21 protein-coding genes are annotated in these 26842 nt (G+C 72.7%); 13 read left to right on the top strand and 8 right to left on the bottom strand.

The features are described from left to right. The first annotated feature begins 35 nt into the window (after nt 1-35). Nucleotides 36-2201, top strand: coding sequence for an elongation factor G-like protein EF-G2 (locus tag M1P99_RS17370; RefSeq protein WP_304453657.1), 2166 nt, complete (start codon nt 36-38; stop codon nt 2199-2201). A gap of 390 nt (nt 2202-2591) precedes the next feature. Here the strand turns inward: M1P99_RS17370 and M1P99_RS17365 are convergent, their stop codons facing one another. Both M1P99_RS17365 and M1P99_RS17360 read right to left on the bottom strand, forming a co-directional pair. Beyond that, on the bottom strand, nt 2592-3395 hold the full coding sequence (locus tag M1P99_RS17365) for a M48 family metallopeptidase (protein WP_304453656.1): 804 nt from the start codon (nt 3393-3395) through the stop codon (nt 2592-2594). A gap of 6 nt (nt 3396-3401) precedes the next feature. Then, nucleotides 3402-5420: an amidohydrolase gene (locus M1P99_RS17360; protein ID WP_304453655.1), complete on the bottom strand. Its 2019-nt coding sequence runs from the start codon at nt 5418-5420 to the stop codon at nt 3402-3404. A gap of 488 nt (nt 5421-5908) precedes the next feature. Here M1P99_RS17360 and M1P99_RS17355 point away from each other — a divergent pair, with 488 nt between their 5' ends. After that, nucleotides 5909-6991: an acyltransferase family protein gene (locus tag M1P99_RS17355; RefSeq protein WP_304453654.1), complete on the top strand. Its 1083-nt coding sequence runs from the start codon at nt 5909-5911 to the stop codon at nt 6989-6991. A 110-nt stretch (nt 6992-7101) separates the two neighbouring features. Here the strand turns inward: M1P99_RS17355 and M1P99_RS17350 are convergent, their stop codons facing one another. Continuing rightward, nucleotides 7102-8022, bottom strand: a complete 921-nt coding sequence (locus M1P99_RS17350) for a CDP-alcohol phosphatidyltransferase family protein (protein WP_304453653.1) — start codon at nt 8020-8022, stop codon at nt 7102-7104. 234 nt (nt 8023-8256) lie between these two features. On the opposite strand from M1P99_RS17350, the gene M1P99_RS17345 reads away from it, so the two are divergent. Further along, nucleotides 8257-9696, top strand: coding sequence for a GuaB1 family IMP dehydrogenase-related protein (locus M1P99_RS17345; RefSeq protein WP_304453652.1), 1440 nt, complete (start codon nt 8257-8259; stop codon nt 9694-9696). A gap of 79 nt (nt 9697-9775) precedes the next feature. On the opposite strand, the gene M1P99_RS17340 is transcribed toward M1P99_RS17345, so the two are convergent. Next, complete coding sequence (locus M1P99_RS17340; protein WP_304453651.1) at nt 9776-10549, bottom strand: endonuclease V; 774 nt, start codon at nt 10547-10549, stop codon at nt 9776-9778. 216 nt (nt 10550-10765) lie between these two features. On the opposite strand from M1P99_RS17340, the gene M1P99_RS17335 reads away from it, so the two are divergent. The 4 genes from M1P99_RS17335 to M1P99_RS17320 all read left to right on the top strand — a co-directional run bounded on the left by M1P99_RS17335 (nt 10766) and on the right by M1P99_RS17320 (nt 15035). Next, complete coding sequence (locus tag M1P99_RS17335; RefSeq protein ID WP_304453650.1) at nt 10766-11596, top strand: ATP-binding cassette domain-containing protein; 831 nt, start codon at nt 10766-10768, stop codon at nt 11594-11596. An 82-nt stretch (nt 11597-11678) separates the two neighbouring features. Further along, nucleotides 11679-13721 (top strand): YhgE/Pip domain-containing protein, encoded by a 2043-nt coding sequence (locus tag M1P99_RS17330; protein WP_304455732.1) that lies wholly within the window; start codon nt 11679-11681, stop codon nt 13719-13721. Between the two features lie 202 nt (nt 13722-13923). Beyond that, nucleotides 13924-14568 carry a TetR/AcrR family transcriptional regulator gene (locus M1P99_RS17325; RefSeq protein WP_304453649.1) on the top strand — a complete coding sequence of 215 codons (645 nt, stop codon included), beginning with the start codon at nt 13924-13926 and terminating at the stop codon, nt 14566-14568. A 71-nt stretch (nt 14569-14639) separates the two neighbouring features. Then, entirely contained in the window at nt 14640-15035 is a 396-nt protein-coding gene (locus M1P99_RS17320; protein WP_304453648.1) for a DUF3592 domain-containing protein, read from the top strand. On the opposite strand, the gene M1P99_RS17315 is transcribed toward M1P99_RS17320, so the two are convergent. Continuing rightward, complete coding sequence (locus M1P99_RS17315) at nt 14998-16146, bottom strand: antibiotic resistance protein VanZ (protein ID WP_304453647.1); 1149 nt, start codon at nt 16144-16146, stop codon at nt 14998-15000. The genes M1P99_RS17320 and M1P99_RS17315 overlap by 38 nt on opposite strands. A gap of 587 nt (nt 16147-16733) precedes the next feature. On the opposite strand from M1P99_RS17315, the gene M1P99_RS17310 reads away from it, so the two are divergent. The 6 genes from M1P99_RS17310 to M1P99_RS17285 all read left to right on the top strand — a co-directional run bounded on the left by M1P99_RS17310 (nt 16734) and on the right by M1P99_RS17285 (nt 23089). Beyond that, entirely contained in the window at nt 16734-19493 is a 2760-nt protein-coding gene (locus M1P99_RS17310; protein WP_304453646.1) for a nitrate- and nitrite sensing domain-containing protein, read from the top strand. 2 nt (nt 19494-19495) lie between these two features. Beyond that, on the top strand, nt 19496-19927 hold the full coding sequence (locus tag M1P99_RS17305) for a roadblock/LC7 domain-containing protein (protein WP_304453645.1): 432 nt from the start codon (nt 19496-19498) through the stop codon (nt 19925-19927). Nucleotides 19928-19936: 9 nt separating this feature from the next. Then, complete coding sequence (locus M1P99_RS17300; protein WP_304453644.1) at nt 19937-20344, top strand: DUF742 domain-containing protein; 408 nt, start codon at nt 19937-19939, stop codon at nt 20342-20344. Then, complete coding sequence (locus tag M1P99_RS17295; protein ID WP_304453643.1) at nt 20325-20906, top strand: ATP/GTP-binding protein; 582 nt, start codon at nt 20325-20327, stop codon at nt 20904-20906. The genes M1P99_RS17300 and M1P99_RS17295 overlap by 20 nt, the downstream gene beginning before the upstream one ends. 211 nt (nt 20907-21117) lie before the next feature. Further along, entirely contained in the window at nt 21118-22095 is a 978-nt protein-coding gene (locus M1P99_RS17290; RefSeq protein ID WP_304453642.1) for an oxygenase MpaB family protein, read from the top strand. A 67-nt stretch (nt 22096-22162) separates the two neighbouring features. After that, nucleotides 22163-23089, top strand: coding sequence for an oxygenase MpaB family protein (locus M1P99_RS17285; protein WP_304453641.1), 927 nt, complete (start codon nt 22163-22165; stop codon nt 23087-23089). A gap of 398 nt (nt 23090-23487) precedes the next feature. Here the strand turns inward: M1P99_RS17285 and M1P99_RS17280 are convergent, their stop codons facing one another. The 3 genes from M1P99_RS17280 to M1P99_RS17270 form a co-directional block, all read right to left on the bottom strand. After that, nucleotides 23488-24237, bottom strand: coding sequence for an SDR family NAD(P)-dependent oxidoreductase (locus M1P99_RS17280; RefSeq protein ID WP_304453640.1), 750 nt, complete (start codon nt 24235-24237; stop codon nt 23488-23490). A gap of 69 nt (nt 24238-24306) precedes the next feature. Further along, complete coding sequence (locus tag M1P99_RS17275; RefSeq protein ID WP_304453639.1) at nt 24307-25662, bottom strand: FAD-binding oxidoreductase; 1356 nt, start codon at nt 25660-25662, stop codon at nt 24307-24309. 67 nt (nt 25663-25729) lie between these two features. Beyond that, on the bottom strand, nt 25730-26767 hold the full coding sequence (locus M1P99_RS17270) for a decaprenyl-phosphate phosphoribosyltransferase (RefSeq protein WP_304453638.1): 1038 nt from the start codon (nt 26765-26767) through the stop codon (nt 25730-25732). Between the last annotated feature and the right edge of the window lie 75 nt (nt 26768-26842).

The following is a 26842-nucleotide window of genomic DNA, read 5'->3' as shown; positions in this document are numbered from 1 at the left end:
TCGCCCCGAACGCGCCGAAGGGCTGGGCAGCAGGGATGGTAGATCGAGCCGTAGCCGTACCGAGGGCCGATCGGCCCGAGAACATCCGCAACATCGCACTCGTCGGTCCGACGGGCGCCGGGAAGACGAGCCTGGTCGAGGCCCTGCTCTTCGCGGCCGGGGAGATCTCCCGGCCCGGTCGCGTGGAGGACGGCACGACCGTCAGCGACCACGACGAGATCGAGACCCGCCAGAAGCGCTCGGTCCACCTCACCGTCAACCCGGTCATGGTGGGCGACGTCAAGGTCAACCTGCTCGACACCCCCGGATACGCGGACTTCATCGGCGCCATGCGCGCCGGGCTGCGCGGCGCCGACGCCGCCCTGTTCGTCGTCTCCGCCCTGGACGGCGTGGACGGACGCACCCGCGTGCTGTGGCAGGAGTGCGCCGCCGTGGGCATGCCCCGCGCCGTGGCCGTGACCAAGATCGACCACCCGCGCGCCGACTACGACGACGTGGTCGCCCAGTGCCAGGAGGCTTTCGGCAGCGGCGTCCATCCCGCCTACGTGCCCGCCGTCGAGGGCACCGGGGACGACCGCCACGTGGTGGGCGTGTGGGGCCTGGTATCCGAGCGCTACTACGACTACTCCGACGGGGGCGGATCGGGATCCGCCCCCGAGCCGCGTCCGGTCCCCGACTGGCTGCGAGGGACCGCCGGCCCTCTGCGGGAGACCCTCATCGAGGAGGTCATCACCGAGAGCGAGGACGAGGCCCTCATGGAGCGCTACATGGAGGGCGGCGAACTCGACCCCGACCTGCTCATCGCGGACCTGAAGCAGGCCGTGGCCGCCGGCGGCTTCCATCCCGTCCTGGCGCTCAGCCCCACCCGGGGCGTGGGCGTGCGCGAGCTGCTGCGCGAACTCCCGCTGTCGTGCCCGGACCCGACCCGGGGCTCCTTCCCTGAGGTGGTCGCACCCGACGGCCGTCCGGTGCACGGACTGTCCTGCGACCCCGACGGCCCGCTGGTCGCCGAGGTCCTGAGCACCACCAGCGATCCCTACGTCGGTCGGGTCAGCACCGTACGCGTCTTCTCCGGCACGCTCACCTCCGACAGCCCGGTCCACCTGCACGGCCACGGCGTGCCCAGCGGCATGACCGGTTCCGACGAGCACGACCGCAGTGGCGAGGACGAGCGCCTGGGCGCGCTGCACGTCACGCTGGGCAGGGACGCGTGGCCGGTGGGCCAGGTCGTCGCCGGTGACCTGTGCCAGGTCTCCAAGCTGCCCGCGGCCCGGACGGGCGACACGATCTCCGGCCGGGACCGGCCGCTGCGCGTCTCGCCCTGGCGCTTCCCGCAGCCGCTGCTGCCGGTGGCGGTCAGCGCCGCCTCCGCCGCCGACGAGGACAAACTGTCGCAGTCGGTGTCGCGCCTGGTGGCCGAGGACCCCTCACTGCGGGTCGAGGTCAACGCGGAGACCCACCAGATGGTCCTGTGGAGCCTGGGCGAGGCCCACCTGGACGCCGCCCTGGACCGGCTGGAGCACCGGCACGGCGTGCGCGTGCGGACGGGTCCGGTACGGGTGCCGCTGCGCGAGACCTTCGCCGTCCCCGCGCAGGGCATGGGCCGCAACGTCAAGCAGAGCGGCGGCCACGGCGAGTTCGGCGTCTGCCGGATCAGGGTGGAGCCGCTGGAGTCGGGCTCGGGCCTGGAGTTCGTCGACGAGATCGTCGGCGGGGTCGTCCCGCGCCAGTTCGTCCCGTCGGTGGAGAAGGGCGTGCGCGCGCAGATGGCCGAGGGCGTGGACTCCGGGTACCCGTTGGTGGATCTGCGCGTGACCCTCTACGACGGCAAGGCGCACTCGGTGGACTCCTCCGACATGGCCTTCCAGAAGGCGGGCCGCCTCGCGCTCAAGGACGCCGCGACCGCCGCGAAGCTGTCGGTGCTGGAGCCGGTGGACGAGGTCACCGTGGAGATGGACGAGTCCTACCTCGGCACGGTGATGAGCGACCTGTCCGCCCGCCGCGGACGCGTGGTCGGCACCGAGGCCGCCGACGGCGGCCGGTCCGTGGTCCGCGCCGAGGTGCCCACGCTGGAGATGACGCGGTACGCGGTCGAGCTGCGCTCCATCTCCCACGGCACCGGCGTGTTCACACGGTCCTACCTGCGCCACGAGACGCTGCCCCCGCAGGTCGCCGCCCGCCTACCCGCCAGACAGGAGTGAGCCCCACGCAGCCCCGCAGAACCACAGGGCCCCAGGCCCCCAGGGGAGTTGGACGTATGCCGTTCCACTGACAGATCCGCAGGGGGTTGAAGGTCAACGGTTCGACCTGCCAGGACCAGGACCACAGGGGGTCGGACGCAAGCCGTTCCACTGACAGATCCGCAGGGGGTTGAAGGTCAACGGACCTGCCGGGACCACAGGGGGGTTGATCGGGCCAAAGCGAGGAACGAGCGGAGGCCCAAGGAAAGCACGGGTGAGGGGCGCGCCGGGGCCTGCAGGAGGAGACGGGGCCGCAGCGAGCTTGCGAGCAAGGCAAGTCGACGACGAAGGACCCGGCGTGAAGCGCCCCGAACCACCCCGGCGTGAAGCGCCCCGAACCACCCCACCCCCTCAGAGCACCCGCCCCGGTCGGCTGCGGTCGGCCAGCGCGGCAAACCGGAACGTGTTCACCGGGTGGCTGGAGAGCAGGTTGACCAGCAGGACGAAGAACCCGGTGTCGGTCCGGGCGCGCGCGGCGACGGCGTCGAAGTCCACCGCGGTGTAGAGGTACTTGCCCGCCACGAACGTCCGCAGCCCCTGCGCGCCCTCGGGACAGTACAGGTGGGCGTGGTTGTCGGCGGTGTACTCCTGCGCCCGCCCGAGGGTGCTGCCCACCCCGGGGACGACGTTGGCCACGGAGATGCCGAAGTGCCGGAGGAACGACGTGTGCCCGGCGGCGATGTGGCCGACCTCGTGGCCGATGACGAACCGCAGCGCGTCCGGGTCGGCGAGGCGGCCGCCCAGCTCGAACAGGTCGCTGTTGATGGCCACGTAGCGGCGGCTGCCGTGCCCCGACGCGAACGCGTTGAGCACGCCGTTGCCCAGGACGACGTAGGCCTCGGGCACACGGCGCATGTTGAACACCGCCGCGGCCTCGACGACCATCCGGTGCGCCTCGGGGAACTGGTCCTCGGTGATGCGTACCCCGTTGATCCGCTGGCGCGCGAAGAGCTGGCCGCGCACGAAGTACACGAGCGCGGGGATGCTCAACAGCAGCAGCGGTTCGCCGGGCTCGCCCGCGTAGGCGCGGCTGAGCGCGCCCACGACCGCCAGGCACGTGACGGCCACGCACACGAACAGGAGCCTGTTCTCCAGCGGATGGCGCAGTTCCCGCGCCAGACGGGGATCACCCCAGCGCCGGGCGATGATCCCCATCCGGGGTCACAGGCGGTACTCGGAGTCGGGCAGGTCGTCGTCGGGGCCGGGCGGGGGCGCCTGGTGGGCGTCGCCCCTGGGCGGCGGCCCGCCGAACGCCGGGCCCGAGGGCTGCCCGTGCGGCGGCCCCTGGGGCGGGGGACCCTGGGGGTCGTCGTCCAGGATGGCGGCCATGTCCGCCGACAGCGTGGACTCCTCGGCCTTCTCGCCGCGCCACTCCTCGCGCAGTTCCTCGTCCTGTGCCCCGATGACGGCGTCCATGTCGGCGTCATGGGTGGACTTGGCCGGGTCCTCCTGTCCCGGCTCGGGCCAGGAGGAGGCCAGGAACGCGCTGTCGTAGGCGTCGTTGGCCTCCTGCGGCGCGCCGCCCTCGGCCCGGGGCGCGTACGGCTCGCCCTTGGGCGGGCCGTGGGAACCCGCGGGCTCGTCGTAGGAGTCGCCGGGCGCCGCCTCTCCCGGCACCGGGCCGTAGCCGCTGGGGTGAGCAGGTTCACCGGGCGGCGGACCGTAGGGGTCGGCCGACTGCCGCGGACCCGCCGGGGGCGGGCCGTAGGAGTCGTCGGAGGCCCCGACGGGGTCGCCGGCCGGCGGCGGGGCGTCGTGGACGGGGAAGGGGTCCCCGACCGGCTCGGGCCCGCCGTCGTAGGGGTGCTCCTGGTAGGCCCCGCCCATGGACGCCGCGCCCGGCGTCGGCGCCGGCTGCGCGGACCGCTCGCTGCCGAGGTAGGACAGCGCGGCGACGGTGATGGCCGCGAGTCCGGCGCGCAGCGTGGGTTCGCGGGAGGGCGCGAAGAACGGCGAGTGGTTGCTGGGGACGTTGCCCATCTTCTCGTAGGGGGTGTCGCCCGGGGCGGCCTCCCACACGTCGTGCGGGGTGGCGCCCACGAACCAGAACACGTACGGGATGGGCTGCGGGTCGCCGGGCAGGCCGAAGCAGCTGAAGTCCTCCGTGCCCGGGAAGGGGTCGGGCAGGTGGATGACGTAGTCGTCACCGAAGTAGGCGTGGTGGGCTGCGGCCACCTCGGCGGTGCTGGTGGGGTCGTTGACCGTGATGCCGGCGCCCTCGAAGCGCTCGATCTCGGGTTCGCGGGTGGCGCCGGAGGCCGCGGCCTCGGCGCGCACGATGCGCTCGATGGCCGCTTCGAGCTGCCGGGCCACGTTGTCGTTGAGGGCCCGGGTGTTGACTTCGAGGTAGGCCTCGTCCGGGATGATGTTGGCCTTGGTCCCGGCCTGGATGCGCCCGACCGTGAGGACGGCCATCTCGCTCGGGCTGATCTCCCGCGAGACCACGCCCTGCAGGCGCGTGACGATGTGCGCGGCGACGAGCACCGGGTCGATGGTGGTGTGCGGCTGGGAGGCGTGGCCGCCCTCGCCGAAGATGCGCACCCGGTAGGAGTCGGCGGCGCCCAGGATGACGCCGGCGCGGTGGGAGATGAGTCCGGCGGGCTGCGGACCCAGGTGCTGCCCGAGGATGACGTCGGGGCGGCCGAAGCGCTCGTAGAGCCCGTCGTCGAGCATCGCCTGGGCTCCGTCGAGGGTCTCCTCGGCGGGCTGGGCGACGACCATGACGGTGCCGGCCCACTCCTCACGGGTCTCCGACAGCAGGTCGGCCGCGCCGACCAGGCACGCGGTGTGGGCGTCGTGGCCGCACGCGTGCATGACGGGGACCTCCTTGCCCTCACCGTCGGTCGCGTGCGCCGTGCTGGCGTAGGGCAGCCCGGTCCGCTCCTCCAGGGGGAGGGCGTCCATGTCGGCGCGCAGCATCACCGTGGGGCCGGGGCCGTTGCGCAGCACACCGACCACGCCGGTGCCGCCGACGCCCTTGTGGACCTCGTAGCCCGTGCGGGTCAGCCACTCGGCGACGCCGCTGGCGGTGCGATGTTCGGAGTGGGAGAGCTCCGGGTTCTTGTGCAGGTCGACATAGAACCCCTCGACGAGCGGAAAGATCTCGTCGAGGAGTCGCATGACCACACTGCCGTGCTGGGCTGCACGGTTGGGGTCCACCGCGTGCGGCACGGTTTCCACCGCCTTCTTCGATCTCGACTGGGCGAACGCCTGCGCGGCGCCTCGGCCTGTGTGCAGCCTATCTGCGCGGCCGTCGCCGCCCCACACTGCCATGGTCACCCAAGGCACACGACTCCGCACCCATGGGTTACCATCCCCTGATGGTCGGCGCCCGGCACGAGGGTGAGCGACGCCACCGCCCTTTCTCCCGATTTGGCGAAACCCCTGGCGTGCTCCACGATGTCTCAGTAGGGTAACGACGCACGAGTCGAATTCATCCGACCTTCGGTGTCCTCCTCCCGGGCCATCCGCCACGCGGCACCGACCAGCGTTCCGACATCCCCCGCCGGTCTCGGCCCACCACTCGGGCCGTGGGCCCAGCGCACACCGTCATACCGCACCCGTCGTCTCGGAGACCGTTCGTGGCCTCATCCACCGTCAGTTCAGCGTCCCATCAGCCAGGGTCGGGGTCGGCCCCGGCCACTCTTCCCGCCGCGCCCGGGGGTCCGGTGTCCGAACGCGCGCCCGGACGTGACGCGCGGCTCGACAACGCCAAGTTCATCCTGATCGCGCTAGTCGTCGTCGGCCACGCGATCGAACCGCTGCGCGACTACGGGCCCGCCAGTGCCCTCTACTACTGGATCTACTTCTTCCACATGCCCGCGTTCATCATGATCAGCGGCTACCTCTCACGGTCCTTCGACGCCTCGTCGCGCCGCGTGGAGAAGCTGGTCGTGTCGCTGGCCGTGCCCTACCTCGTGTTCTGGACCATCCACCAGACGATCTACGGCATCGAGCGCGGAGGGCTGCCCGACTCCCTGTCGGTGCTCAGGCCGACCTGGACGCTGTGGTTCCTGGTGGCCCTGTTCATGTGGCGGCTGAGCGTGCCCGTGTGGCAGCGGCTCCGCTGGCCGGTGGCCATCGCGGTGCTCATCTCGGTGTTCGCCTCCACCACCGACCTCGGCGGAGGCACCCTGGCCCTGGGCCGTGTACTCAGCTTCCTGCCCTTCTTCGTGCTGGGCCTGAGCCTGCGCCGCGCGCACTTCGCCTACCTCGACCGGGTCTGGGTGCGGGTCCTGTCCGTGGCCGTCCTCGTCTCCACGGCGGTGCTCGCGGTCCCCATCTCCGACCGGCTGAGCCGGGACTGGCTGTTCTGGAAGGACAGCCTCACCGACCGGGACATCGACCCGATCATGCCCAGCATGGGCATCCGGCTGGCGTTCATGGGCCTGGCACTGGCGATGACCATCGCGGTGCTCGCGCTCACGCCCAAGCGCCGGATGTGGATCACGTCGCTCGGCGCCTACACGCTCTTCGTCTACCTCGGCCACTCCGTGGCCCTGATCCTGCTCAAGGCCACGCCCTGGTACGAGGAGATGGACGGAGCCGTGGGGCTGGCACTCGCCATCGGGATCGGCATCGGCATCACCCTGCTCCTGTGCACCCCGTGGGTCCGCAAGGCCCTGCAGTGGGCGGTGGAACCGCGCCTGAGGTGGCTCCTGCGAGGGGACGCTCCGGCCCACGGCGCCGTGGCCCGTGAGACTCCGGCCGACGACGCCGGCGGCGCGCCCGCGGTCGAGAAGAAGGCCTGACCCGGGTCGGCGGCGGTCCGCGGTACGGACCCGGGGCGTCGGCCGAGTACCGACGCGAAGGCCCCCGGGCCCCTCCGCAAGGGGGCCCGGGGGCCTTCGCACGCGCGGGATCAGCTCTCGCCGACCGCCAGGGGGGCGGAGGAGGCCGTCTCCCGGCGACGGGCCTCGAAGCGCCGCGTCTCACGCCACAGGCGCAGCACCAGGACGACCTCGAAGAAGGCCAGGGCCAGGCACGACAGCACCGCGACGGGGATGATGAGGCTGTTGAGCGGCGTGAAGAAGGACACCAGGACGGTCACCGGGGCGACCACGCACACGAACATCTCGAACTCGATGCCGCTGAACAGGTGCGGCCGCACCCGGTGCCGGAGCAGGACGTCCCGCACGCGGGCGTAGAGGGAGCCGCCGCCGGCGGCGGGACGCGCCGGGGCGTCGGTGTCGGAGTCCTCGTTCTCGGGGTCGTCGTCGCCGACCGCCGCCGCACGGATCTGCGCTTCGTCGCCCGAGTCCTCCGCGAGCACCCGCCGCATGGTCTTGCGCGTCTTGGCGACCTGGGCGGCGTTGAGGTAGCGCAGCAGGTCGAAGAAGACCACGACCGGCGCCACGACCAGGTAGGCGACGTTCCCCGTGGCCGCCCACTGGCCGACCAGCAGCGCCATCAGGCAGCCGAAGAAGCGGATCCGGTCGAAGACGAAGTCCACCCAGGCCCCGAACACCGTCCCGTTGCCCTTGAGGCGGGCGATCTTGCCGTCCATGCAGTCCAGAACGAAGCTGAGGTGGAACAGCAGACCGCCCAGCACGAGCCACGCCCAGGAGGCGGGAACCTGCCAGCCGGGCAGCGCGAAGCACACGGCGGACGCCAGGCCCAGTACGCCGGCACCGAGCGTGAGCTGGTTGGGTGTCATGTTGGTGCGGTTCGCGGTCCAGACCACGAGACGGCCCGCGAGCGGGTCGACCAGGAAGACCGTCCACCAGGCGTCCCTGGGCTTGTAGGTCTCTTCCTTGACTTGCGCGAACGTGAAACGCGACATTCGGGATCTCCAGAAGTGCCCGTTCCCACACGCCATCGTCCGGTCGCGCTCAGGCACAGACCGTGGACACGGGAAGGGGCCGAGTAGGCGGGAATCGAGTCATCATGCCAGATCGGGTGTCGCCCGGCCTAATCGATGACGGCATACTTGACTGGTAAGAGGGGGATCAACAGGCGGCCGCGTGCGGGAGCAGCGGATGGTCCACCCCCTTCGGTCTCGACCGAGGTAGAGGCATTGCGCTTTCTCAACGACCAGGTCCCGCAGCAGGACCTCACCTACAGCGACGTGTTCATGGTCCCGAGCCGCAGCGCCGTGGGGTCGCGCCTGAGCGTCGACCTCTCGTCGCCGGACGGCACGGGCACCACCATCCCGCTGGTCGTGGCGAACATGACCGCGGTCGCCGGACGCCGGATGGCCGAGACGGTCGCCCGGCGCGGCGGCGTCACCGTCATCCCGCAGGACATCCCCTTCGAGGTGGTGGCGGACGTCGTCGCCTGGACCAAGCGGCGCCACCTGGTCTACGACACCGCGATCACGCTCAACCCGGCCAGCACCGTCGGCGAGGCGCTCAACCTGCTGCCCAAGCGCGCGCACAACGCCGTGATCGTGGTCGACGAGGCCCGCCGGCCGCTCGGCGTGGTCACCGAGGCCGACTGCGCCGGCGTCGACCGCTTCGCGCAGCTGCGCGACGTCATGTCCACCGAACTGCTCACCATCCCGGACGGCACGGAGCCCCAGGAGGCGTTCGGGATACTGCACGACTTCCGGCACCGGCTCGCCCCGGTGGTGGACACCGACGGCGGCCTGGTCGGCGTGCTCACCCGGACCGGCGCGCTGCGCTCCACCCTGTACGCGCCCGCGGTGGACGGCGCGAACCGCCTGCGGATCGCGGCGGCCGTCGGCATCAACGGCGACGTGGCGGGCAAGGCCGCCGAGCTGCTGGACGCCGGCGTGGACACGCTCGTGATCGACACCGCGCACGGCCACCAGGAGAAGATGCTCGCCGCGGTCGCCAAGGTGCGCGGGCTCGCGCCGAACGTGCCGATCGTGGCGGGCAACATCGTCACCGCCCAGGGCACCCGCGACCTCGTCGAGGCGGGCGCGGACATCGTCAAGGTCGGTGTCGGCCCCGGCGCGATGTGCACCACGCGGATGATGACGGCCGTGGGCCGCCCGCAGTTCTCCGCGGTCCTGGAGTGCGCCGAGGCCGCGCACGAGCTGGGCGCCCACGTGTGGGCCGACGGCGGCGTACGCCACCCGCGCGACGTCGCCCTGGCGCTGGCCGCGGGCGCGTCCAACGTCATGGTGGGCTCCTGGTTCGCCGGGACCTACGAGTCGCCGGGCGACGTCATGCGCGACGCCCAGGGCCTGCAGTACAAGGAGAGCTTCGGTATGGCGTCGGCGCGTGCGGTGCGGCTGCGCACGGCCGACGACACCCCCTTCGAGCGCGCCCGCAAGGCGCTGTTCGAGGAGGGCATCTCGACCGGGCGCATGTACCTGGACCCCGAGCGGCCCAGCGTGGAGGACCTGATCGACCAGATCATCGCCGGTGTGCGCAGCTCGATGACCTACGCGGGCGCCACCTCGCTCGCGGAGTTCCGCGAGCGCGCGGTCGTCGGCGTCCAGAGCGCCGCGGGCTACAACGAGGGCCGCCCGGTTCCCACCAGCTGGTAGAGGACTGTGTTCCTCGGGGCCTCCGCTTCGCTTCGGCCCGTGCTCGGGGGTCACCCCACCCGTGGGTGGCGGTCGGGGGCTACTGTGAGCCGTTCCGTGCGGCGAGGACCGCTTTGCGGTGCTCGCCGCACAGACGGTCGGCGTGCCGGACGGGTTCGGGCACCCGGTACCTGGGGGACAGGCGCAGCACGAGGTCGGCGGCGCCCGCCAGGTCCACCCGGTGCCCCACCGACACGTAGACCGGCTTGACCCCGGCGCGGGTGCGCAGCACACGGCCGATGACCTCGGCCCCGTCCGCGGCCAGGGCGGCGGAGTCCGCCACCACCTCCGAGCGCCCCGCGACCATGGGCGTCCACGAGCCCCTCGCGTCGCCGGGCACGGAGTGCCTTCCGTAGAGGACGGACTTCGCCGAGCCCACCACGGGCAGGTCCAGCAGCACGCCCAGATGGCAGGCGACGCCGAACCGCCGCGGATGGGCCAGGCCGAACCCGTCGCACAGGTAGACGTCAGGGGTGACCGTGAGCCGCCCGAGCGCCTCCAGGACGGGCGGCGACTCCCGGAAGGCGAACAGCCCGGAGATGTAGGGGAAGGAGGGCTCGGCCGAGATGACGGCGGAGTCCACCACCTCCATCGTCCGCACGTCCAGTACGACGGCCGCCGCCGCGAGCGCGGAGTCGTCCCTGGCGTAGCTGACGTCCAGCCCGGCGACGAACCGAACGGCGTCGGCGTCCAACGGCTCCTCACGCACCCGGCCGGCCATCTCGCGCTGCAGCGCGGTGGCCTCCCTCGGCTCCCGCGGCCACAGCCCCGGGTCGTCCAGGACCCGCCTGACGCGCTCGGCGATCTCCGACATCCCGTTTCCTTCCGTCAGCCACGGCCAGTCCGCTCCCATCCTCGCCTATCCCGCCGCGAGCTCGCGAGCGCGTAAAAAGCACGGCAGCTCCGCGCGCGGTGCGTTGTGCCCGAGCCCACAGTCGCCAACGCTCGAGCGGAGGGGTTCGCGGGAGTACCGTGGACCCGTCGCTTTTGTACTGACTGGTCAGTTCAAAAATGGAGGGAGGCCATCAGAATGCGTCGGGCCACCGGAGCTCGCGTCCACGCCGAGGACGTCACACTCGGCACTCGCGAAGGCACCGTCTACTCGGGCGTGGGGTTCACCGCCCGGCCGGGGACGCTCACCGTCTTCCAGGCCGATTCCGGCGGCGGGCGCAGTGCCCTGCTTCTGACGCTCACCGGCCGGATGAAGCCCAGTTCGGGCACCCTGCACGTCGACGGCTTCCAGCTGCCCCGGCAGGCGCGCCGGGCCCGGCGGATCAGCGCACTCGGCCTGATGGAGGGCGTCAACGACCTCGACGACCGGCTCCGGGTCCGCGAGCACCTCGCCGAGGGCCTGCTGCTGCGGATGCGCCCCGCCGCCCGCGGCACCACGGACGAGGCCATGGCGGCCGCCGGACTCGCCGACCTCGACCGCTCGACGCTGGTCAAGGACCTGCCGATGCTGGAACGGCGCCGCTTCGGCACGGCTCTGGCCCTGGTCAACGAACCCCGGCTGCTGGCGGTCGACGACGTCGACGCGGGACTGTGCCGCGAGCACCAGGCGGAGATGTGGCGGACCCTGCGCGACCTCACCACCGCCGGGCTCACCGTGATCGCCACCTGCGCCGACCCCACCGCGCTGGTCGAGGGCCCCGTCACGGTCGACCGCGACGTACAGGGCCCCTTCCCCCTCCGGCAGGGATCCGACGCCCGAGCCGGCGCGGCCCCCTCCCCCGCCGGCACCGCCGGAACGATCGACACGGAGCGCGGCGGACGGGGCAGGCACGCGGCGCCGAACTCGATCCCCCTCGACGAACTCCTCCACGACCGGACCGAAGGGAACCCCACCAGTGGCCAGGCGTAGACTCCCGCGCGCCGAGCGCACGAGGACGCGGAAGGCCCCGCGCTACCGCCCCTTGGCGGTGCCCCGGCTCGGACTGCTCACCATGCGGTCCTTCCTGCGCTCACCGCTGCCGACCGCGGCTCTGGCGGCGCTCCTGATCATCCCGCTGCTGTACTCCGGCATGTACCTGTGGTCCTTCTGGGACCCCTTCGGCCGGATGGAGCACCTGCCCATCGCCCTGGTCAACGAGGACGTTCCGGTCCAGGTGGGCGACCGCGAGGTCGCCGCCGGCGACGAGCTCGCCGACACCCTCCTGGACGGCGCCGACCTGGACTGGCGGCTGGTCGACTCGGACGAGGCCGCCCAGGGCGTGGCCGACGGCACCTACTACGTGTCGCTGACCATCCCGTCACAGTTCAGTGAGAACCTGACCTCCCCCTCGCGCGACCGGGAGGACCCCGTCCCGGCCATGCTCGTGGCCAACTACAACGACGCCAACAGCTACATCGTCCGGTCCCTGGCCGGAGCCGCGTTCAAGGAGGTCCGCGAGGCCGCCGCCGAGTCGGCGGTCAGCGACTACCTCGACGAGATGTTCCTCGGCTTCAACGAGATCCACGGCTCCACCGAGGAGGCCGCCGAGGGCGCCGACGAGCTGGCGGGCGGCACCGACTCCGCTGAGGAGGGCTCCGGCGAGCTGTCCACGGGGATCGACTCCGCCCACACCGGCGCCGGGTCGCTCAGCAGCGGCCTGGACGAGCTCTACGCCGGCTCGCGTGAACTGGCCACCGGCGCCACGACCGCCTCCGACGAGGTCTCCACCCAGGTCGAGAAGCTGGACGAGCTGGCCGACGAGTGGCTCCCCCAACTGGAGGAGGACCTGCCCGCCCTCCAGGAGCGCGCACGGACCGTGTCGCGGATCGCGGGCGACCTGTCCACCGCGCTGGACTCCCTTCCCGAGGAGATCGACACCACCGAGCTCGCCGCGGTGGACCAGCGCCTGACGGAGTACCTGGAGGACAACCCCGACCTGGAGACCGAGCAGCCCGAGCTGTACACGCTGCTCACCGACGTCCAGGGCGCGCTGGACGTCGGGCTGACCACGGCGGAGTACGTCAACGACAACCGCGAGGACATCCGGACGGCCTCCGAGGAGGCCGCGGAGCTGAGCACGGACGCCGCGAACCTGGCCGAGGACCTGCCGGACATGGTGGACCAGGCCGAGGGGGCCCGCGACCAGGTCGACGAACTGGCCGAGGGGCTGGAGGAGATCGCCTCGGGCGCGCGCACACTGCGCGACGGCCTCAGTGACGCCGTCGGCGGCGCCGAGGACCTCGACGCCGGGCTGGGCGAGCTGAGCGGCGGCGCGGGCGACCTGCACGACGGGCTGGGCGACCTGTCCGAGGGGTCGGACGAGCTCGCCGACGGCCTGGCCGAGGGAGCCGACGAGATCCCCACCTACTCCGACGAGGGCCGGACCACGGCGGCCGAGATGATGACCCGTCCGGTCCGCCTGGACACCGAGGTCGACAACGAGTCGCCCAACTACGGCACCGGATTCGCGCCGTTCTTCGTGCCGCTGTCGCTGTGGGTGGGCGCCATGGTCGTGTTCATGGTCCTGCCCGCCCTGTCGTCGCGCGCCCTGTCCTCGACCGCCGCCTCCTGGCGGGTGGCGCTGGCCGGACGCGTGGTCCCGCTGTTGCTGGGCGCGGGACAGGTCGCGGTGATGCTGACGGCCCTGCACCTGCTGCTGGGGCTGGAGGCGGAGCGATGGCCGCTGATGATCGCGTTCCTGCTGCTGACCTCCGCCGCCTTCACCGCCACGGTGCAGTACCTGAACGTCCGGTTCAACGCGGCGGGGCGGGTGATCGCGCTGGCCCTTCTGGTCCTGCAGCTGACCTCGGCCGGCGGCACCTACCCGATCGAGACCAGTCCCTCGTTCTTCCAGGTCATCGGGCCCTACCTGCCCCTGCACTGGGCCGTGACGGCGATGCGCCACCTCATCGGCGGCGGAGACATGGTTCTGGTGTGGCAGGCCTTCGGGGTGATGTCGTTGTGGCTGGTGATTCCCCTGCTGCTCACGTGGGTGGCCGTCGAACGCAGGAGGACCTGGACCATGAGCGCCCTCTACCCCGCGCTCAAGCTCTGACCGTGTGGCCGAACGCACCGGGCGGCCGACCGCGCGCGGGTAGCGTGGGGGTACGCCGCCCGGTGTGGACCCGGGCGCGGCTCCCGCGCCGCCGGACCGCCGTGGACCACGGGCCGGCCGTCGGCCGCCGGCCGGTGACGAGTCGTAGGAAGGAGACGGACGCGCCCGCCCCCCAGGCACGGGGGCCGCGTCCAACCCCCAGATGAGTGTGCGCACCCCGAGCGGGGACCGCCCGATGAGCAGACGCCGCGAGGCCACGCGCCAGCGCCTGTTCGAGGCGGCGATCACGCTGATCTCGGAACAGGGGTACGACGCCACGACCGTCGACGAGATCGCCGAGCGGGCCGGGGTCGCCAAGGGCACCGTCTACTACAACTTCGGCGGCAAGAGCGAGCTGTACACGGCCCTGATGGAGTGGGGCGTGACCCGGCTGGCCCAGACCCTGGCCGAGGCGGTGCCCGCTCCCGACGCCGGCGTGCCGCCGCGCGCGGCCCTCGCCGGCGTCCTGCGCGCCGGTGTGGTGTTCATCGGCGCCCACGAGGCGCTGGCGCGCATGCTCATGGCCGAGGCCTGGCGCACCAACCGGTCCTGGTACACGGCCGTCCACCAGATCCGCACCGAGGCGATCGGGGTGATCACCGCCCTGCTGGACGACCTCGCACGCGACGGGCTGGTCAGACCGGACCTGGACACCGCCTTGGCGGGCTCGGCGCTCTTCGGCATGGTGGTGAGCGTGGCCCTGGACTGGCGTACGCTCCAGCCCGAGCGCCCGATCGAGGACATCCACGCGACCCTGGCGCACATGGCGGACGGCCTGGTCGGCCCGCCGACGGCCCCGCTGTCCTAGGCGGGCCGCCCGGTGGACACCCGCCCCGGCGCCCCGCCCTCAGCGACCTTCCCGAGAGGACATCCCCCACGATGGCCGAGCTCTACCCCCTGATCCCCATCCTGGCGGGCGCCGTCCTGCTGTGGTCGGTCACGCGCGAGACCCGGCTCGAACTGCGCCTGGTGCGGCACGGTGTGCGCGCCAAGGGCCGGATCATCGGCTACCACGAGACCTCGACCGCCTCGCGGATGATCGTGCAGTTCCGGACCGAGGACGGCCAGGAGGTCCACGCCGAGCACGAGAGCTCGGGCTGGACCGCCTCCCGGGCCGGTGAGATCGTGACCGTCTCCTACGACCCGGAGGTGCCCGAGCTGGCCCGGATCGTCTCCGGTCCCTGGCTCTCACGCTACGTGCGGGTGATGTTCGGCGGGCTCGGAGCGCTCCTGGTGTTCATCGGCCTGCTGCTGGGCTACCTGGCATGGAACTGAGCCCGGCCCCGGCGCCCTCGACCGGGGGTGCGTAGCGGACCAGGCGGTCGGGCAGACCGCCGTCCAGAGTCGAGCGGGTCCGGACCCGGACCCCGCACACCAGGTCGGCCAGCCCCGCGCGGTCCGGCCGGACGACCGCGGTGCTGCCGTGGAGGGCGATCACGGCGAGCGCGCCCCAGGCCGGGCCCAGGGCGATCAGCAGGGCGACCGGGACCTGGAGCAGCAGCGTGCGCACCAGGACCCGCCAGCGGTCGGCGGATCGCGGCGCGGCGGGCGCGGTCACGGCCAGGTGCAGAGCGGCGGCCCCCAGCGTGGCACGGTCGCGGCGCAGCTGGGGCAGGACCAGGACGAAGACGGCGGCGCATCCGAGCAGCGCCGCGATCCGGACCTGGTCGACGGCGGTGGGCCGGACCACCTCGTAGGCCCGCAGGAGCGCCACCAGGGTTGCCGCGCCGTACCACCACAGGCCCAGATCGAGCAGTGCGCCGAGCATCCGGCGCCCGAGGTCGGGGACCAGGCGGTCGGGCAGGGCGGCGGGCCAGCCCCGGGCCGGCCCCGTGGGCCACAGCGGGAGGACCCAGCGGGCGAGCAGCCAGCCGGTGAGGGTCCCGGCGGCTCCGAGGCCCACGAGCACCGGCGAGGTGTCCGCGTACGCGCACGGGTACAACCCCAGCAGGCCGGTGGCGCGCAGGAGCGCGGCCGCCACGGCCAGGCCGGACCCCAGTGCCAGCGTGAGCGCCCAGCCGCGGCGGAAGCGCCAGCGGGCCAGGAACCCGACCGGCAGGAAGAGCGCGAAGGCCAGGACCATCGCGCGAAGCGTGTCGGCCGGGGCCGGCCACGGGAGAGCGGAGCCCGGCCGCGGTCCGGCCGAGGACGGGTCGAGGGCGCACAGCCCGTCGGCGCTCGCGGGCAGCGGCCAGACGGCGTAGAGCGCCAGGCCCGCGCCGGCGGCCAGCGCGGCCGTGGTGAGCCGCCCCGGCCAGCCGTACTGGCGCCCGTAGCGGCGGTGCTGGTCGCGCAGGTAGAGCGCGGCGCCGAGGACGACGATCAGGGGCACGGCGGCGACCGCCACGTCGATGGCGGCCTGTCCTCCGCCGAACGGTTGGCCCATCAGTGGGTTGGGGCGCACGCCCCTCGCGGCCGGACCGGCCGCGGCGGGGGGAGGCGCCCTCCTCCTTCCGAGAAGTGGTACCGCGTACCGCGCGGTGCGGCCGCCGAGGACGGGACACGGGGCGGCCCGCGGTGCCCGGTCGACCCGGGGACCCGCCTACTCCGAGCGGCAACGCTAGTACGCCGCGTCGCAACACAGGGGCGGAACAGCGAATTCCGGCCCTTCCGCCCGCCCCGGCCGGAGCGAATCCCGCCACACCCCTGTTGACTCTTATGACCTTTGTCCTATTCTGCAGTGGCCGTACCTCGTGAGTAACCACCTGATGACTGGACATATCTGCCCAACGTGGCAGACTGCCTCAGCACGCGGAACCCACGCCCTCCACGCCCTGGTCGCCGACCCGCGACGCCGAGCGGATGCGCGAGTGGTTACCCTGCGGTAAGTCCGCGTCACCTAGCCCGCACGCGGACACGGCTCCGAGAGGCGTCCCGCCCCGCCCCCGCGCGGTTGGACGTCTCCTCCCCCAGTTACCAGCGGCCACCCCCGGCCCCCGAGGAACACCCGTGACGCGGATCGACAGGAGAACCGTGCAGGCAGCACCCGAGCGACGCAGGCGGACGATCACCGCCCGGCTCCGCACCATGGTCATGATCCCGGTGGCAGCACTGATCGCCCTGTGGTTGATCCTCACCGTCGCCCTCGCCGGAAACGCCGTCATCCAGATCATCCAGGCCAAGGCCACCGAGGACATGATCGCCCCCGCCGCCGTCGGCCTCGTGAACGTGATGCAGGAACGGTCCCAGACGATCGCCTACATCGAGAACCCCCAGGACCGGACGCTGCAGCAGGAGCTGGCCGAGTCCCGCACCCGCTCCGACGAGTCGATGGGCGCGGTCATCGACGACCTCTTCGAGTTCGTCGACCTCGCCCCCGACGGAACCGCCGCGCGCATCAGCGAGCTGCACAGCCAGTACTCGGACATCGGCGGCATCCGGGAGGCCGTGGACGAGGGGTCCGCCTCCAGGTCCGACGTGCTCACCTACTACAACTCCCTGATCGTGGCCGGCTCCGACACCTTCGACACGCAGACACGGGAGGGGACCGAGGGCTCCGCGGTGAGCCCCGCCTACACCGCCACGACCCTGTTCCGCGCCGTGGACCTGTTCGCGCAGAGCGACGCCCAGCTCGCACGGGCCTTCGCCACCGAGGAACTGGGGCACGAGGACCAGCACGAGTTCGGTCGGCTGGTCGGCTCCTACCAGGGCTTCCTGGACGCCTCCGCCCCCTATCTGGAGGGGGAGGGCCAGCAGGAGCGCGTGACGGCCCTGCTCGACAGCCCCGAGTACTCGCGCCTCCTGGACATGCAGCAGCAGATCATCCACCGCCAGATCGAGACGGAGACCGTCACCGATCCGCTCACGTTCCAGGCGGAGACGGTCCAGGACCTGTCCCTGCCGGTGGACGCCGACCAGTGGTCGGCGGACTACTCCTACGTCCTCTCCGAACTCACCGACATCGGTTCCGACGAGGCCCTGTACGCCGCGTCCCTGACCCGTGAGGACGCGAACAGGGCCGTCCTCACCGCGGTGCTGGGCAGCCTCGGCGTCGCCGCGGTGACCGGGCTCGCCTTCCTGCTGGCCACCCGCTCCGCCCGCCTGCTCACCGCCCGCCTGCTGGACCTGCGCGACGGCGCCACCGACCTGGCCGAGACACGGCTGCCCGCGCTGATGCGCCGCCTGCACGAGGGCGACTCGGTCGACACCCACACGGCCGTCCCCCAGCTGACCACGACCGACGACGAGATCGGCGACGTCGCCCGGGCGTTCAACACCGCCCAGCGCGCCGCCGTCGACGAGGCCGTCCAGCAGACGGAGCTGCGCCAGGGCGTCAACCGCGTGTTCCTCAACATCGCCCACCGCAGCCAGACGCTGGTCCACCGCCAGCTGCGGCTGCTGGACAAGATGGAGCGCGAACAGGAGGACCCCGACCAGCTGGCCCAGCTGTTCAAGCTCGACCACCTCGCCACGCGCTCGCGCCGCAACGCCGAGAACCTGCTGATCCTGGGCGGCGAGGCGCCGGGCCGCACCTGGCACCGGCCGATGCCGCTCATCGACGTCCTGCGCGGCGCCATCTCCGAGTCCGGCGACTACACCCGGGTCAAGCGTGAGCGGATCGCGCGCGTGCACCTGAACGGCCCCGCCGTCGCCGACGTCATCCACCTGGTCGCCGAACTGGTCGACAACGCGGCGATGTTCTCGCCGCCGCACACCCAGGTCCGGCTGAGCAGCGACGACGTGCCCAACGGTGTGACGGTCGAGATCGAGGACCGCGGCCTGGGCATGACGGAGGGCGAGTTCGAGTCGGCCAACGCGCTGCTGGCCGACCCGCCCGAGTTCGACGTGATGCGCCTGAACGAGAAGATGCGCCTCGGGCTGTTCGTCGTCTCGCACCTGGCGCACAGGCACGGCATCCAGGTCCACCTGCGCCAGTCCCCCTACGGCGGTGTGCAGGCGATCGTGCTGCTGCCCCACAGCCTGATCTCGGGCGAGCGCCGACCGGTCCCCGGGCAGGACGGCGACGAGGACATCTGGGAGGTCCGGGAGATCGTCGGCCGGTCCCGGGACGCCATCGAGGCCCCCTCGAACAGCGGTAACGGCACGAAGCCGGTGCTGACGTCGGTCGCTCCGCCGACCGACGTCACCGACGAGACCGAGGCCGCCGACGGCACCGGGAACACGGCGGACGGGTCGGCCTCCCCGGCCACCGGTCTGGCCTCGCTGTTCTCCGCCGCCCCGGCGCCCGCGGCCGTGCCGGACGGTGACACGCGGGGCGACGGGGCCGGTGACCGCGACGACGCGTCCGGGACCGGCGGCCGGTCCGGCGACGTCGGCACCGAGGACCGGCCCGGAGCGCCCGGCGGCACCACGGACGGTGCCAACGGCACCGGACCGCTGCCCCGGCGCACCCCGGCTCCGGGCGGCGGCCCGGCTCCGTCCGGCGCGGAGGCCCGGCCTCCGCTCCCCACCCGGCGGTCGGCGGCCGACACGGCGACTCCGCCGTCGGAGCCGGCGTCCGACCGGGCGCAGACGATGGTCGAGGCGGGCGGAGGCCGCCCGCCCCTGCCCAAGCGGCGCCCGCAGGAGAACCTGGCACCGCAGCTGGCGACCGACCACGACGGCGACGTCCTGGGCGGCCCGGCGGCCGGCGGCACGCCCTCAGGAGACCCCACCGTCTCCTCGGACCGCCTGGCCCGCCTGCGCCAGAACATGTCCGCCTTCCAGAAGGGCACCGACCGTGGACGGCGCGAGAGCAAGCAGCAGACCGACGACACCGACAAGGACGCGTAACCGTGACGAGCACCCCCGATAGCACCGGAACCAAGGACATCGACTGGCTGCTCGACGAACTGCTCGAACGAGCGGTCGGATCGCGGCACGCCATCGTGCTCTCCGCCGACGGTCTGCTGATCGGCAGTTCCCGCGACCTGGTCAAGGAGGACGCCGAGCACCTGTCCGCGGTGGCCTCCGCGTTCCAGAGCCTGGCGCGGGGCACCGGACGCCACTTCGGCGGCGGCGAGGTCCTCCAGACGGTCGTCGAGATGGAGAGTGCCTACCTGTTCGTCACGGGCGCCGGACGCGGCGCGTGCCTGGCCGTCCTGGCCGAGGAGAGCGCCGACGTCGGACTCATCGCCTACGAGATGAACGTCCTGGTCGATCAGGTGGGTCGGTACCTGGACGCCGCACCCCGGCACGAGGGCGCGACCGGGGAATCCACGCGATAGGAAACGGTTATGCCAGCCAACCACGAGGAACGGCCTGACGGAGCGGACGATCCGTCGGTGCCCGCGGGGGCCGAGGAGGCGGGCCCCCTCGTCCGCCCGTACGTGATCGCCCAGGGCCGCGACCACGCCGACGCCGTCAAGCTCGACATGATCAGTGTGGTCATCGCCGCCAAGCGGGCCGAGATCGACGAGATGGCGCTCGAACCCGAACAGCTCCGGATCCTGGAGCTGTGCCGACGCCCCCTGTCGGTGGCCGAGGTGTCCGCGCACCTGGACATCCCGGTCGCCGTCGTCAAGGTCCTGCTCAGCGACCTCCTCAACCGCGGCCTGGCCCTGGCCCGCGCACCCTACACGGCAAAGAGCCCGGTCAGCCGGGACGTACTCCAGGCGGTTCTCGATGGCATCCAGCGACTCTGACGACACCCAGGCCCCGGTCCCGTCGGCGCTCAAGATCCTGGTGGCGGGCGGTTTCGGCGCCGGTAAGACCACGATGGTCGCCTCGGTGAGCGAGATCGCCCCGCTCAGCACCGAGGAGGTGATGACCGAGGCCAGCTACGGCATCGACGACCTGTCCGGGGTCGAGGCCAAGACGACCACCACGGTGGCGCTGGACTTCGGGCGCATCACCATCAACGACCAGCTCGTCCTGTACCTGTTCGGCACGCCCGGGCAGGAGAGGTTCTGGTTCATGTGGGACGAGCTCTCCGCGGGCGCGCTCGGCGCGATCGTCCTGGCCGACACCCGCCGCCTGGAGACCTGCTTCGCGGCCGTGGACTTCTTCGAGCGGCGCGGTGTGCCGTTCGTGGTGGCGGTCAACTGTTTCGAGGGCGCCCACGCCTACGAACCGTCGGAGGTGCGCGACGCCCTCAGCCTGGACCCGGGGATCCCGGTCATCCTGTGCGACGCGCGCGAGCGCCAGTCGTCCAAGGAGGTCCTGTTGGCCCTGGTCAGCCGGGTGGCGGAGCGCATGGCCGCCTGACCCGTTCCGTGCCGACCCCCTCCGCACCCGACCGGCCGCCTCACGCGCTTCGGCAGCACCCGCCCCGGCGGCACCTCGCCGGGGCACCGCAACCCTTGTACACACGGGGCTTCCCGGTAAAGTTCGGGCCGTGAAACGTTCAACCACGGGACGATTCGCAGCGCAGACCACCGCCCGACCGGGCGGGCCACGAAGGTGACGGGAGTTCTCCATGAAGCGGTTCGAGTGGCGTGACCGGATAGCGGCCATGGACGCCGAGTCCGAGTGCCGGGAGATCGTCCTCATCCTGGGCAGCCACGAGTTCCCGTGGGACTTCGAGCAGGCGCTGGGGCTGGCGCTGTACCGCACCTACGCCGTGCCCAGTATCGGTCGGCTCCTGGCCGACACCAAGGAGTTCACCGAGCGCACGCAGCACAGGTACGACGACACCGCGCTGATCCTCAACGACATCATGGAGTTCGGGTTCGGACCGGGCCGGGGGCGGGACGCCCTGCGCCGGATGAACCAGATGCACCGCTCCTACGACATCGGCAACGACGACTACCGCTACGTCCTCAGCACCTTCGTGGTGATGCCGGTGCGCTGGCTCAACGACTACGGCTACGGCTGGCGCCGGCTGACCGACCACGAGATCGCCGCGAACACCAACTACTACCGCCGCCTGGGCAAGCACATGGGGATCAAGGACATCCCCGGGACCTACGAGGAATTCTACGAGCTGTTCGACTCCTACGAGCGCGAGCACTTCGCCTACACCGACGGCGGACGCGCGGTCTCCGACGCCACCCTCGCGCTGATGGTGGACTTCTACCCGGCCTGGCAGCGGCCCCTGGTGCGCCCGTTCACCCGGGCGCTGCTGGACGACCGCCTCATCGAGGCGTTCGGGTACCCGGAGCCCTCCGCGACGTGGCGGAAGCTGGCCGACACGGCACTGCGGCTGCGTGCGAAGGCCGTGCGCCGGATGAGACCGCGCGTGGAGCCGCGCCTGGCCCGGCAGAGCCCCAACATCCGCAGCTACCCGACCGGCTACGACCCCTCGCGGATCGGCACGTTCCCGCAGGGCTGCCCGGTGCCGCACGGGCTGGCCACCCAGGAGGTGCCGGGGACCGGGGCCCAGGTGCCCGCCCCGGGCCAGGCGGTCGCGAGCGCGTCCGCGGCGCCGACGGCCGAGGACACCGCCGAACGGTAGTCGGCCGCCCCCGCGGTCCCGCCCCTCCTCCGCTCACGCCCCCGCCCCCGCTCATCCGAGGACCCCCATGAAGCGTTTCGACTTCCGCGACGAGATCCACCGCCTGGACGCCGAGGCCGACTGCGTGCGGATCATGCAGATCCTGCAGTCCCACGAGTTCCCCTGGGACATGGGACGCGCCCTGGGCATCGCCCTGTACCGCACCTACGCCGTGCCCAGCATCGGCCGCCTGCTCGGGGAGACCGACGAGTTCACCGGCAGCACGCAGAAGCGCTACGACGACACCGCGCTGATCCTGGGCAACATGGTCCAGCACGGGTTCGAGCCCGGCCCCGGCCGTGACGCCCTGCGCCGGATGAACCAGATGCACCGCTCCTACGACATCGGCAACGACGACTACCGCTACGTCCTCAGCACCTTCGTGGTGATGCCGGTGCGCTGGCTCAACGACTACGGCTACGGCTGGCGCCGCCTCTCCGCGCACGAGATCTCCGCGATCACGCATTACTACCGCCGTCTGGGCCGCTACATGGGGATCAAGGACATCCCCGGGACCTACGAGGAGTTCCGAGACCTCATGGACGGCTACGAGCGCGAGCACTTCGCCTACACCGACGGGGGACGGCGCGTCTCGGACTCGACCCTGGACCTGATGGTGTCGTTCTATCCGCCGCGCCTGTCCGGAGCCGCCCGCAGGTTCTCCATGGCCATCCTCGACGACTCGCTCATCGAGGCCTTCCGCTACGAGCCGCCGAGCAGGTCCTGGCGCCGGGCCGCCGATCTCGCCCTGAAGCTGCGCGCGAGGATCGTGCGCCGGATGAAACCGCGCGAGGAGCCGCTGTGGGCGGAGAACAACCCGAACATCCGCAGCTACCCGCGGGGCTACGACGTCAACCGGATCGGTACGTTCCCGGCGGGCTGCCCGGTGGCGCACGGCGTCGACCCGGTCGGCAACGAGGAGCTGGACCGCCCGGGGACCGCCGCACGCGAGTGAGCCCGAAGGTGTGAAGGGTAGGCCGTTCAGCCTGCCGTGATCCCAGGGGGGTTGGCCGGGCCAAAGCGAGGAACGAGCGGAGGCCCGAAGAAAGCACAGATGAGGGCGCCGACGGGTCCTGGAGTGACTGGAGGTGCACTCCCGAGCAACGAGGGAGTGCACCGGAAGGCGCGAAGGCCCCGTCTCAGAGCCCCCGAGTGATGCCAGGGGGTGTGGAGTGAGCGGCCCCGCTCACGGGGACCCCAGGGGGGTTGGCCGGGCCAAAGCGAGGAACGAGCGGAGGCCCAAAGAAAGCACAGATGAGGGCGCCGACGGGTCCTGGAGTGACTGGAGGTGCACTCCCAAGGAACGAGGGAGTGCACCGCAAGGCGCGAAGGCCCCGTCTGAGGGCGCCCGAATCAACGGCCCAGTCGGCGCCACAGGGCGCGCGGCATCAGCCGCATCCCCGCGAACACCGGCTGGAGGACGCGCGGCGCCCACACGGTGGTGGCGCCCGAACGCAGCCCGGTCGCCACGGCGTCGGCGACCTGGCCGGGGGTGGCGGGGAACGGCGCGGGCTCCACGTGCGCCGACATCCGCGTCGGCACGTAGCCCGGGCGCACCACGAGGACACGGGCGCCGGAGCCGTGGAGGGAGTCGGCCAGGCCCTGGGCGAAGCCGTCCAGCCCGGCCTTGGCCGAGCCGTAGACGAAGTTGAAGCGGCGGACGCGCACCCCGGCCACGGACGAGACCACCACCAGGGCTCCGTGGCCCTGTTCGCGCAACCGCGCCGCGACGGCCAGGCCCGCCGACACGTGCCCCGTGTAGTTCACCGCGGCGGCGCGCGCGGCCGCGGCCGGGTCGGCGTCGTAGTCGGCCTGTTCCCCCAGTACACCGAAGGAGTCGATCACCACGTCCAGGTCGCCCACGAGTCCGACGGCCCGCCGGACCGTCTCGGTGTGGGTGTCGGGGTCCCGGGCGTCGAACTCCAGCGAGTGCACGGTGGCGCCCAGAGCCGTCAGGGCGCTCGGTGGCGCCGTCCCGCCGCGCGCCGCCAGCACGACCTCCCTCGCGCCGTCGCGGACGAGCCGCTCGACGACGGCCAGGCCGATCTCGCTGCGGCCGCCGAGCAGCAGCACGGTGCGTACCGAACCCACGGAGTCACGCATGGCGGTCCCTTCGAGTCGAAGCGTTGGTGGCGGCCCGGACGGTCTCCGGGGCCGGCGGTCGGCTCGCGCTCACACGAGCCGCAGACGCCGGGCCAGGTCCGAGACCAGGATCCCGGCCGGATCGGCCCTGGCCCGGACCGCGCGCCAGGCGGGCAGGTCGGGATACATGGCGTGGACGGTCCCGGCCCGCGCGCGGCTGTCCTTGGCCAGGTACAGGCGCCCGCCCGCGCCCAGCACGCGCTCGTCGAACCCGTTGAGCAGGCCGGCGAGCCCGGGCAGGGTGGCGGGCAGGTCCATGGCCAGCGACCACCCCGGACGCGGGAAGGAGAGCGGCCCCGGTGTGGGTTCGCCCATCCGCTTGAGGACGGCGAGGAAGGACGGCGCCCCCGCGCGGGACAGCTCCCGGGCGATGCCGGTGAGCACGTCCTCGGCGCCGAAGGGCACGACGAACTGGTACTGGACGAACCCGTGCGGACCGTACATCCGGTTCCAGCCCCGGACCGCGTCGAGCGGGTGGAAGAACGACGGCAGGGGCTGCGCCTGGCCGCGTCTGCGCTCGGGCGCACCGTGGAAGCGGGCGGCGTTGAACGCTGCCGCCGTCCAGCGGTTGAGCAGCCCGGACGGGGCCCACGGCGGTGCGCTCAGCCGGTGGGACGGACTCAGCCGCAGCGGGTCGGCGCGCAGGGCCCGGGGCAGGTCCGCGGGCCGGGCGTGGTGGGCGCGGGTGAGCACGCCCCGCCCCAGGGCGCCCCCGCGCGCGAGCAGGTCCACCCAGCACACGGAGTAGGGGGCGCCGTTGTCGCGCGACATCAGCTCCAGCGTGGCGTCGAGGTCGCCGGTACGGTCGGTGTCCACCCGCATGTGGGCGGTCTCCACGGGCCGGACGGCCACGGTCGCCTCGGTGACCACCCCGGTGAGGCCCATACCGCCGACGGTCGCCCAGAAGAGGTCGGCGTCCGCGCCGTCGGGGGCGAGGACGCGGGCGCGGCCGTCGGGGGTGAGCAGGGTCAGGGAGCGGACGTGCGCCCCGAACGAGGAGTCGCGGTGGTGGTTCTTGCCGTGGACGTCGGCGGCGATCGCCCCGCCCAGCGTGACGTACCCCGTGCCGGGCATCACCGGCAGGATGTGGCCGCGGCGCAGCAGGTGGGCGGCCAGTCGGCCCAGGGCGGTGCCCGCGGGCGCGGTGACCGTACCGCGGTCGGCGTCGAGCCGCACGGGGCCGGTCAGCTCACGGCAGTCCAGGACGAGCCCTCCGGCGGCCTGGGCGGCGTCACCGTAGGAGCGGCCGAACCCGCGCGGCAGGGCACCGCGCGGCCCGGTCCGGGCGAGGGCGTCGGCCACCTGCGCGGCGGTGCGCGGTCGGACCACGCGGGCGGCGGTGGGCGCGGTGCGGCCCCACCCGGTGAGCAGCGTCGGATGGTTCACGGGGTTCCTCCGGGGGTGCCCCGGCCCCGAGCCCGCGGACGCGGGCGCGGGCTCGGGCGGCGACGGGTCACAGGTAGATCCCCAGACCGACCAGGGTCACGAGGGCGACGAGGACGGCCTGGATCGGCCGGTCGCGCAGCGCGATCTCCTCGGGCTCCTCGCCGACGCCGCGGTCGACCAGCAGGTTGTAGCGGAGCACGAACATGATGAAGGGCACGATACTGACCGCGTGGAAGGTGGTGTGCTCCGCCGGTTCCAGGGCCCACACGCAGTAGGTGACGATCATCGCGGCGGAGACGGTGGTGCGGGTCTGGGTGAGGTAGGAGACGGAGTAGCCGCACAGCGTCTCGCGGGCCGCCAGGAACACGGCGGCCGGGTCGGCGGGCGCGGTCGGCGCGACGGCGTCGGCCGCGACGGCGTTCGCGGCGCGCAGCTCGGCCTCGCGCTTGCCGACCACCACGAGCAGGGCGGCCAGGGACACCACGATGACGAACCAGGTGGTGAGGGGGACCCCGACGGCCACCGCGCCCGCGACGGCGCGCAGGACATGGCAGGCGGAGACCGCGACCAGGTCGCACACGACGACGTCCTTGAGGAAGCGCGTGTAGGCGAGGGTGAGGACGACGTAGCAGGTGAGCAGGGCGGTCAGCCCCGGGTTGCCGAGCAGCAGGGAGGCGGGAGGGACGACCGCGACCAGCACGGCGCCCGCCGTCACTGCCACGGGGACGGGCAGCTCGCCCGAGGCCACCGGCCGACCGCGCTTGCGTTTGTGAGCGCGGTCGCGTTCCACGTCCCTGACGTCGTTGAGCAGGTAGGTCCCGCCGGCCGCCAGGCAGAAGAGGACGAAGGCCGCCGCGCAGGCGGCCAGGGCCCACGGCTGGCCGAGCGCCCCGGCGGCCGCCGGGGCGGCGAAGACGAGGAGGTTCTTGAGCCACTGGCGGGGGCGGCAGGCGCGCAGCAGGGCGAAGGGGAGCGAGCGCGCGGCCCGGGGGGACCGGGGGTCCGGACCGGGTGCCGCGGGCACGACGGATTCGGCGGGCACGACGGGGTCCGCGGGCACGGTGCCGGTGTGCCGGGCCCTCCGGTGGCCCACTGGTGAGGACATGTCCGCTCCCGTCGTCGTCGCTACCGGAGACGGCCGCGCCGCCGGTACACCGGGGGGATGTACCGGCGGCCGGCC

Origin of the sequence: Nocardiopsis sp. YSL2 (assembly GCF_030555055.1) — a bacterium.
Taxonomy (GTDB): domain Bacteria; phylum Actinomycetota; class Actinomycetes; order Streptosporangiales; family Streptosporangiaceae; genus Nocardiopsis.
Note: the sequence above shows the minus strand (reverse complement) of the source record. Positions and strands in the feature narration are given on the sequence as shown.

Bases quoted from the DNA above. Each gene is read 5' to 3' on its own strand.
- M1P99_RS17370 (WP_304453657.1), top strand. From the start codon at position 36: ATGGTAGATCGAGCCGTAGCCGTACCGAGGGCCGATCGGCCCGAGAAC.
- M1P99_RS17365 (WP_304453656.1), bottom strand. From the start codon at position 3,395: ATGGGGATCATCGCCCGGCGCTGGGGTGATCCCCGTCTGGCGCGGGAA.
- M1P99_RS17350 (WP_304453653.1), bottom strand. From the start codon at position 8,022: ATGTCGCGTTTCACGTTCGCGCAAGTCAAGGAAGAGACCTACAAGCCC.
- M1P99_RS17340 (WP_304453651.1), bottom strand. From the start codon at position 10,549: ATGTCGGAGATCGCCGAGCGCGTCAGGCGGGTCCTGGACGACCCGGGG.
- M1P99_RS17335 (WP_304453650.1), top strand. From the start codon at position 10,766: ATGCGTCGGGCCACCGGAGCTCGCGTCCACGCCGAGGACGTCACACTC.
- M1P99_RS17330 (WP_304455732.1), top strand. From the start codon at position 11,679: ATGCGGTCCTTCCTGCGCTCACCGCTGCCGACCGCGGCTCTGGCGGCG.
- M1P99_RS17325 (WP_304453649.1), top strand. From the start codon at position 13,924: ATGAGTGTGCGCACCCCGAGCGGGGACCGCCCGATGAGCAGACGCCGC.
- M1P99_RS17320 (WP_304453648.1), top strand. From the start codon at position 14,640: ATGGCCGAGCTCTACCCCCTGATCCCCATCCTGGCGGGCGCCGTCCTG.
- M1P99_RS17315 (WP_304453647.1), bottom strand. From the start codon at position 16,146: ATGGGCCAACCGTTCGGCGGAGGACAGGCCGCCATCGACGTGGCGGTC.
- M1P99_RS17300 (WP_304453644.1), top strand. From the start codon at position 19,937: ATGCCAGCCAACCACGAGGAACGGCCTGACGGAGCGGACGATCCGTCG.
- M1P99_RS17295 (WP_304453643.1), top strand. From the start codon at position 20,325: ATGGCATCCAGCGACTCTGACGACACCCAGGCCCCGGTCCCGTCGGCG.
- M1P99_RS17290 (WP_304453642.1), top strand. From the start codon at position 21,118: ATGAAGCGGTTCGAGTGGCGTGACCGGATAGCGGCCATGGACGCCGAG.
- M1P99_RS17285 (WP_304453641.1), top strand. From the start codon at position 22,163: ATGAAGCGTTTCGACTTCCGCGACGAGATCCACCGCCTGGACGCCGAG.
- M1P99_RS17280 (WP_304453640.1), bottom strand. From the start codon at position 24,237: ATGCGTGACTCCGTGGGTTCGGTACGCACCGTGCTGCTGCTCGGCGGC.
- M1P99_RS17270 (WP_304453638.1), bottom strand. From the start codon at position 26,767: ATGTCCTCACCAGTGGGCCACCGGAGGGCCCGGCACACCGGCACCGTG.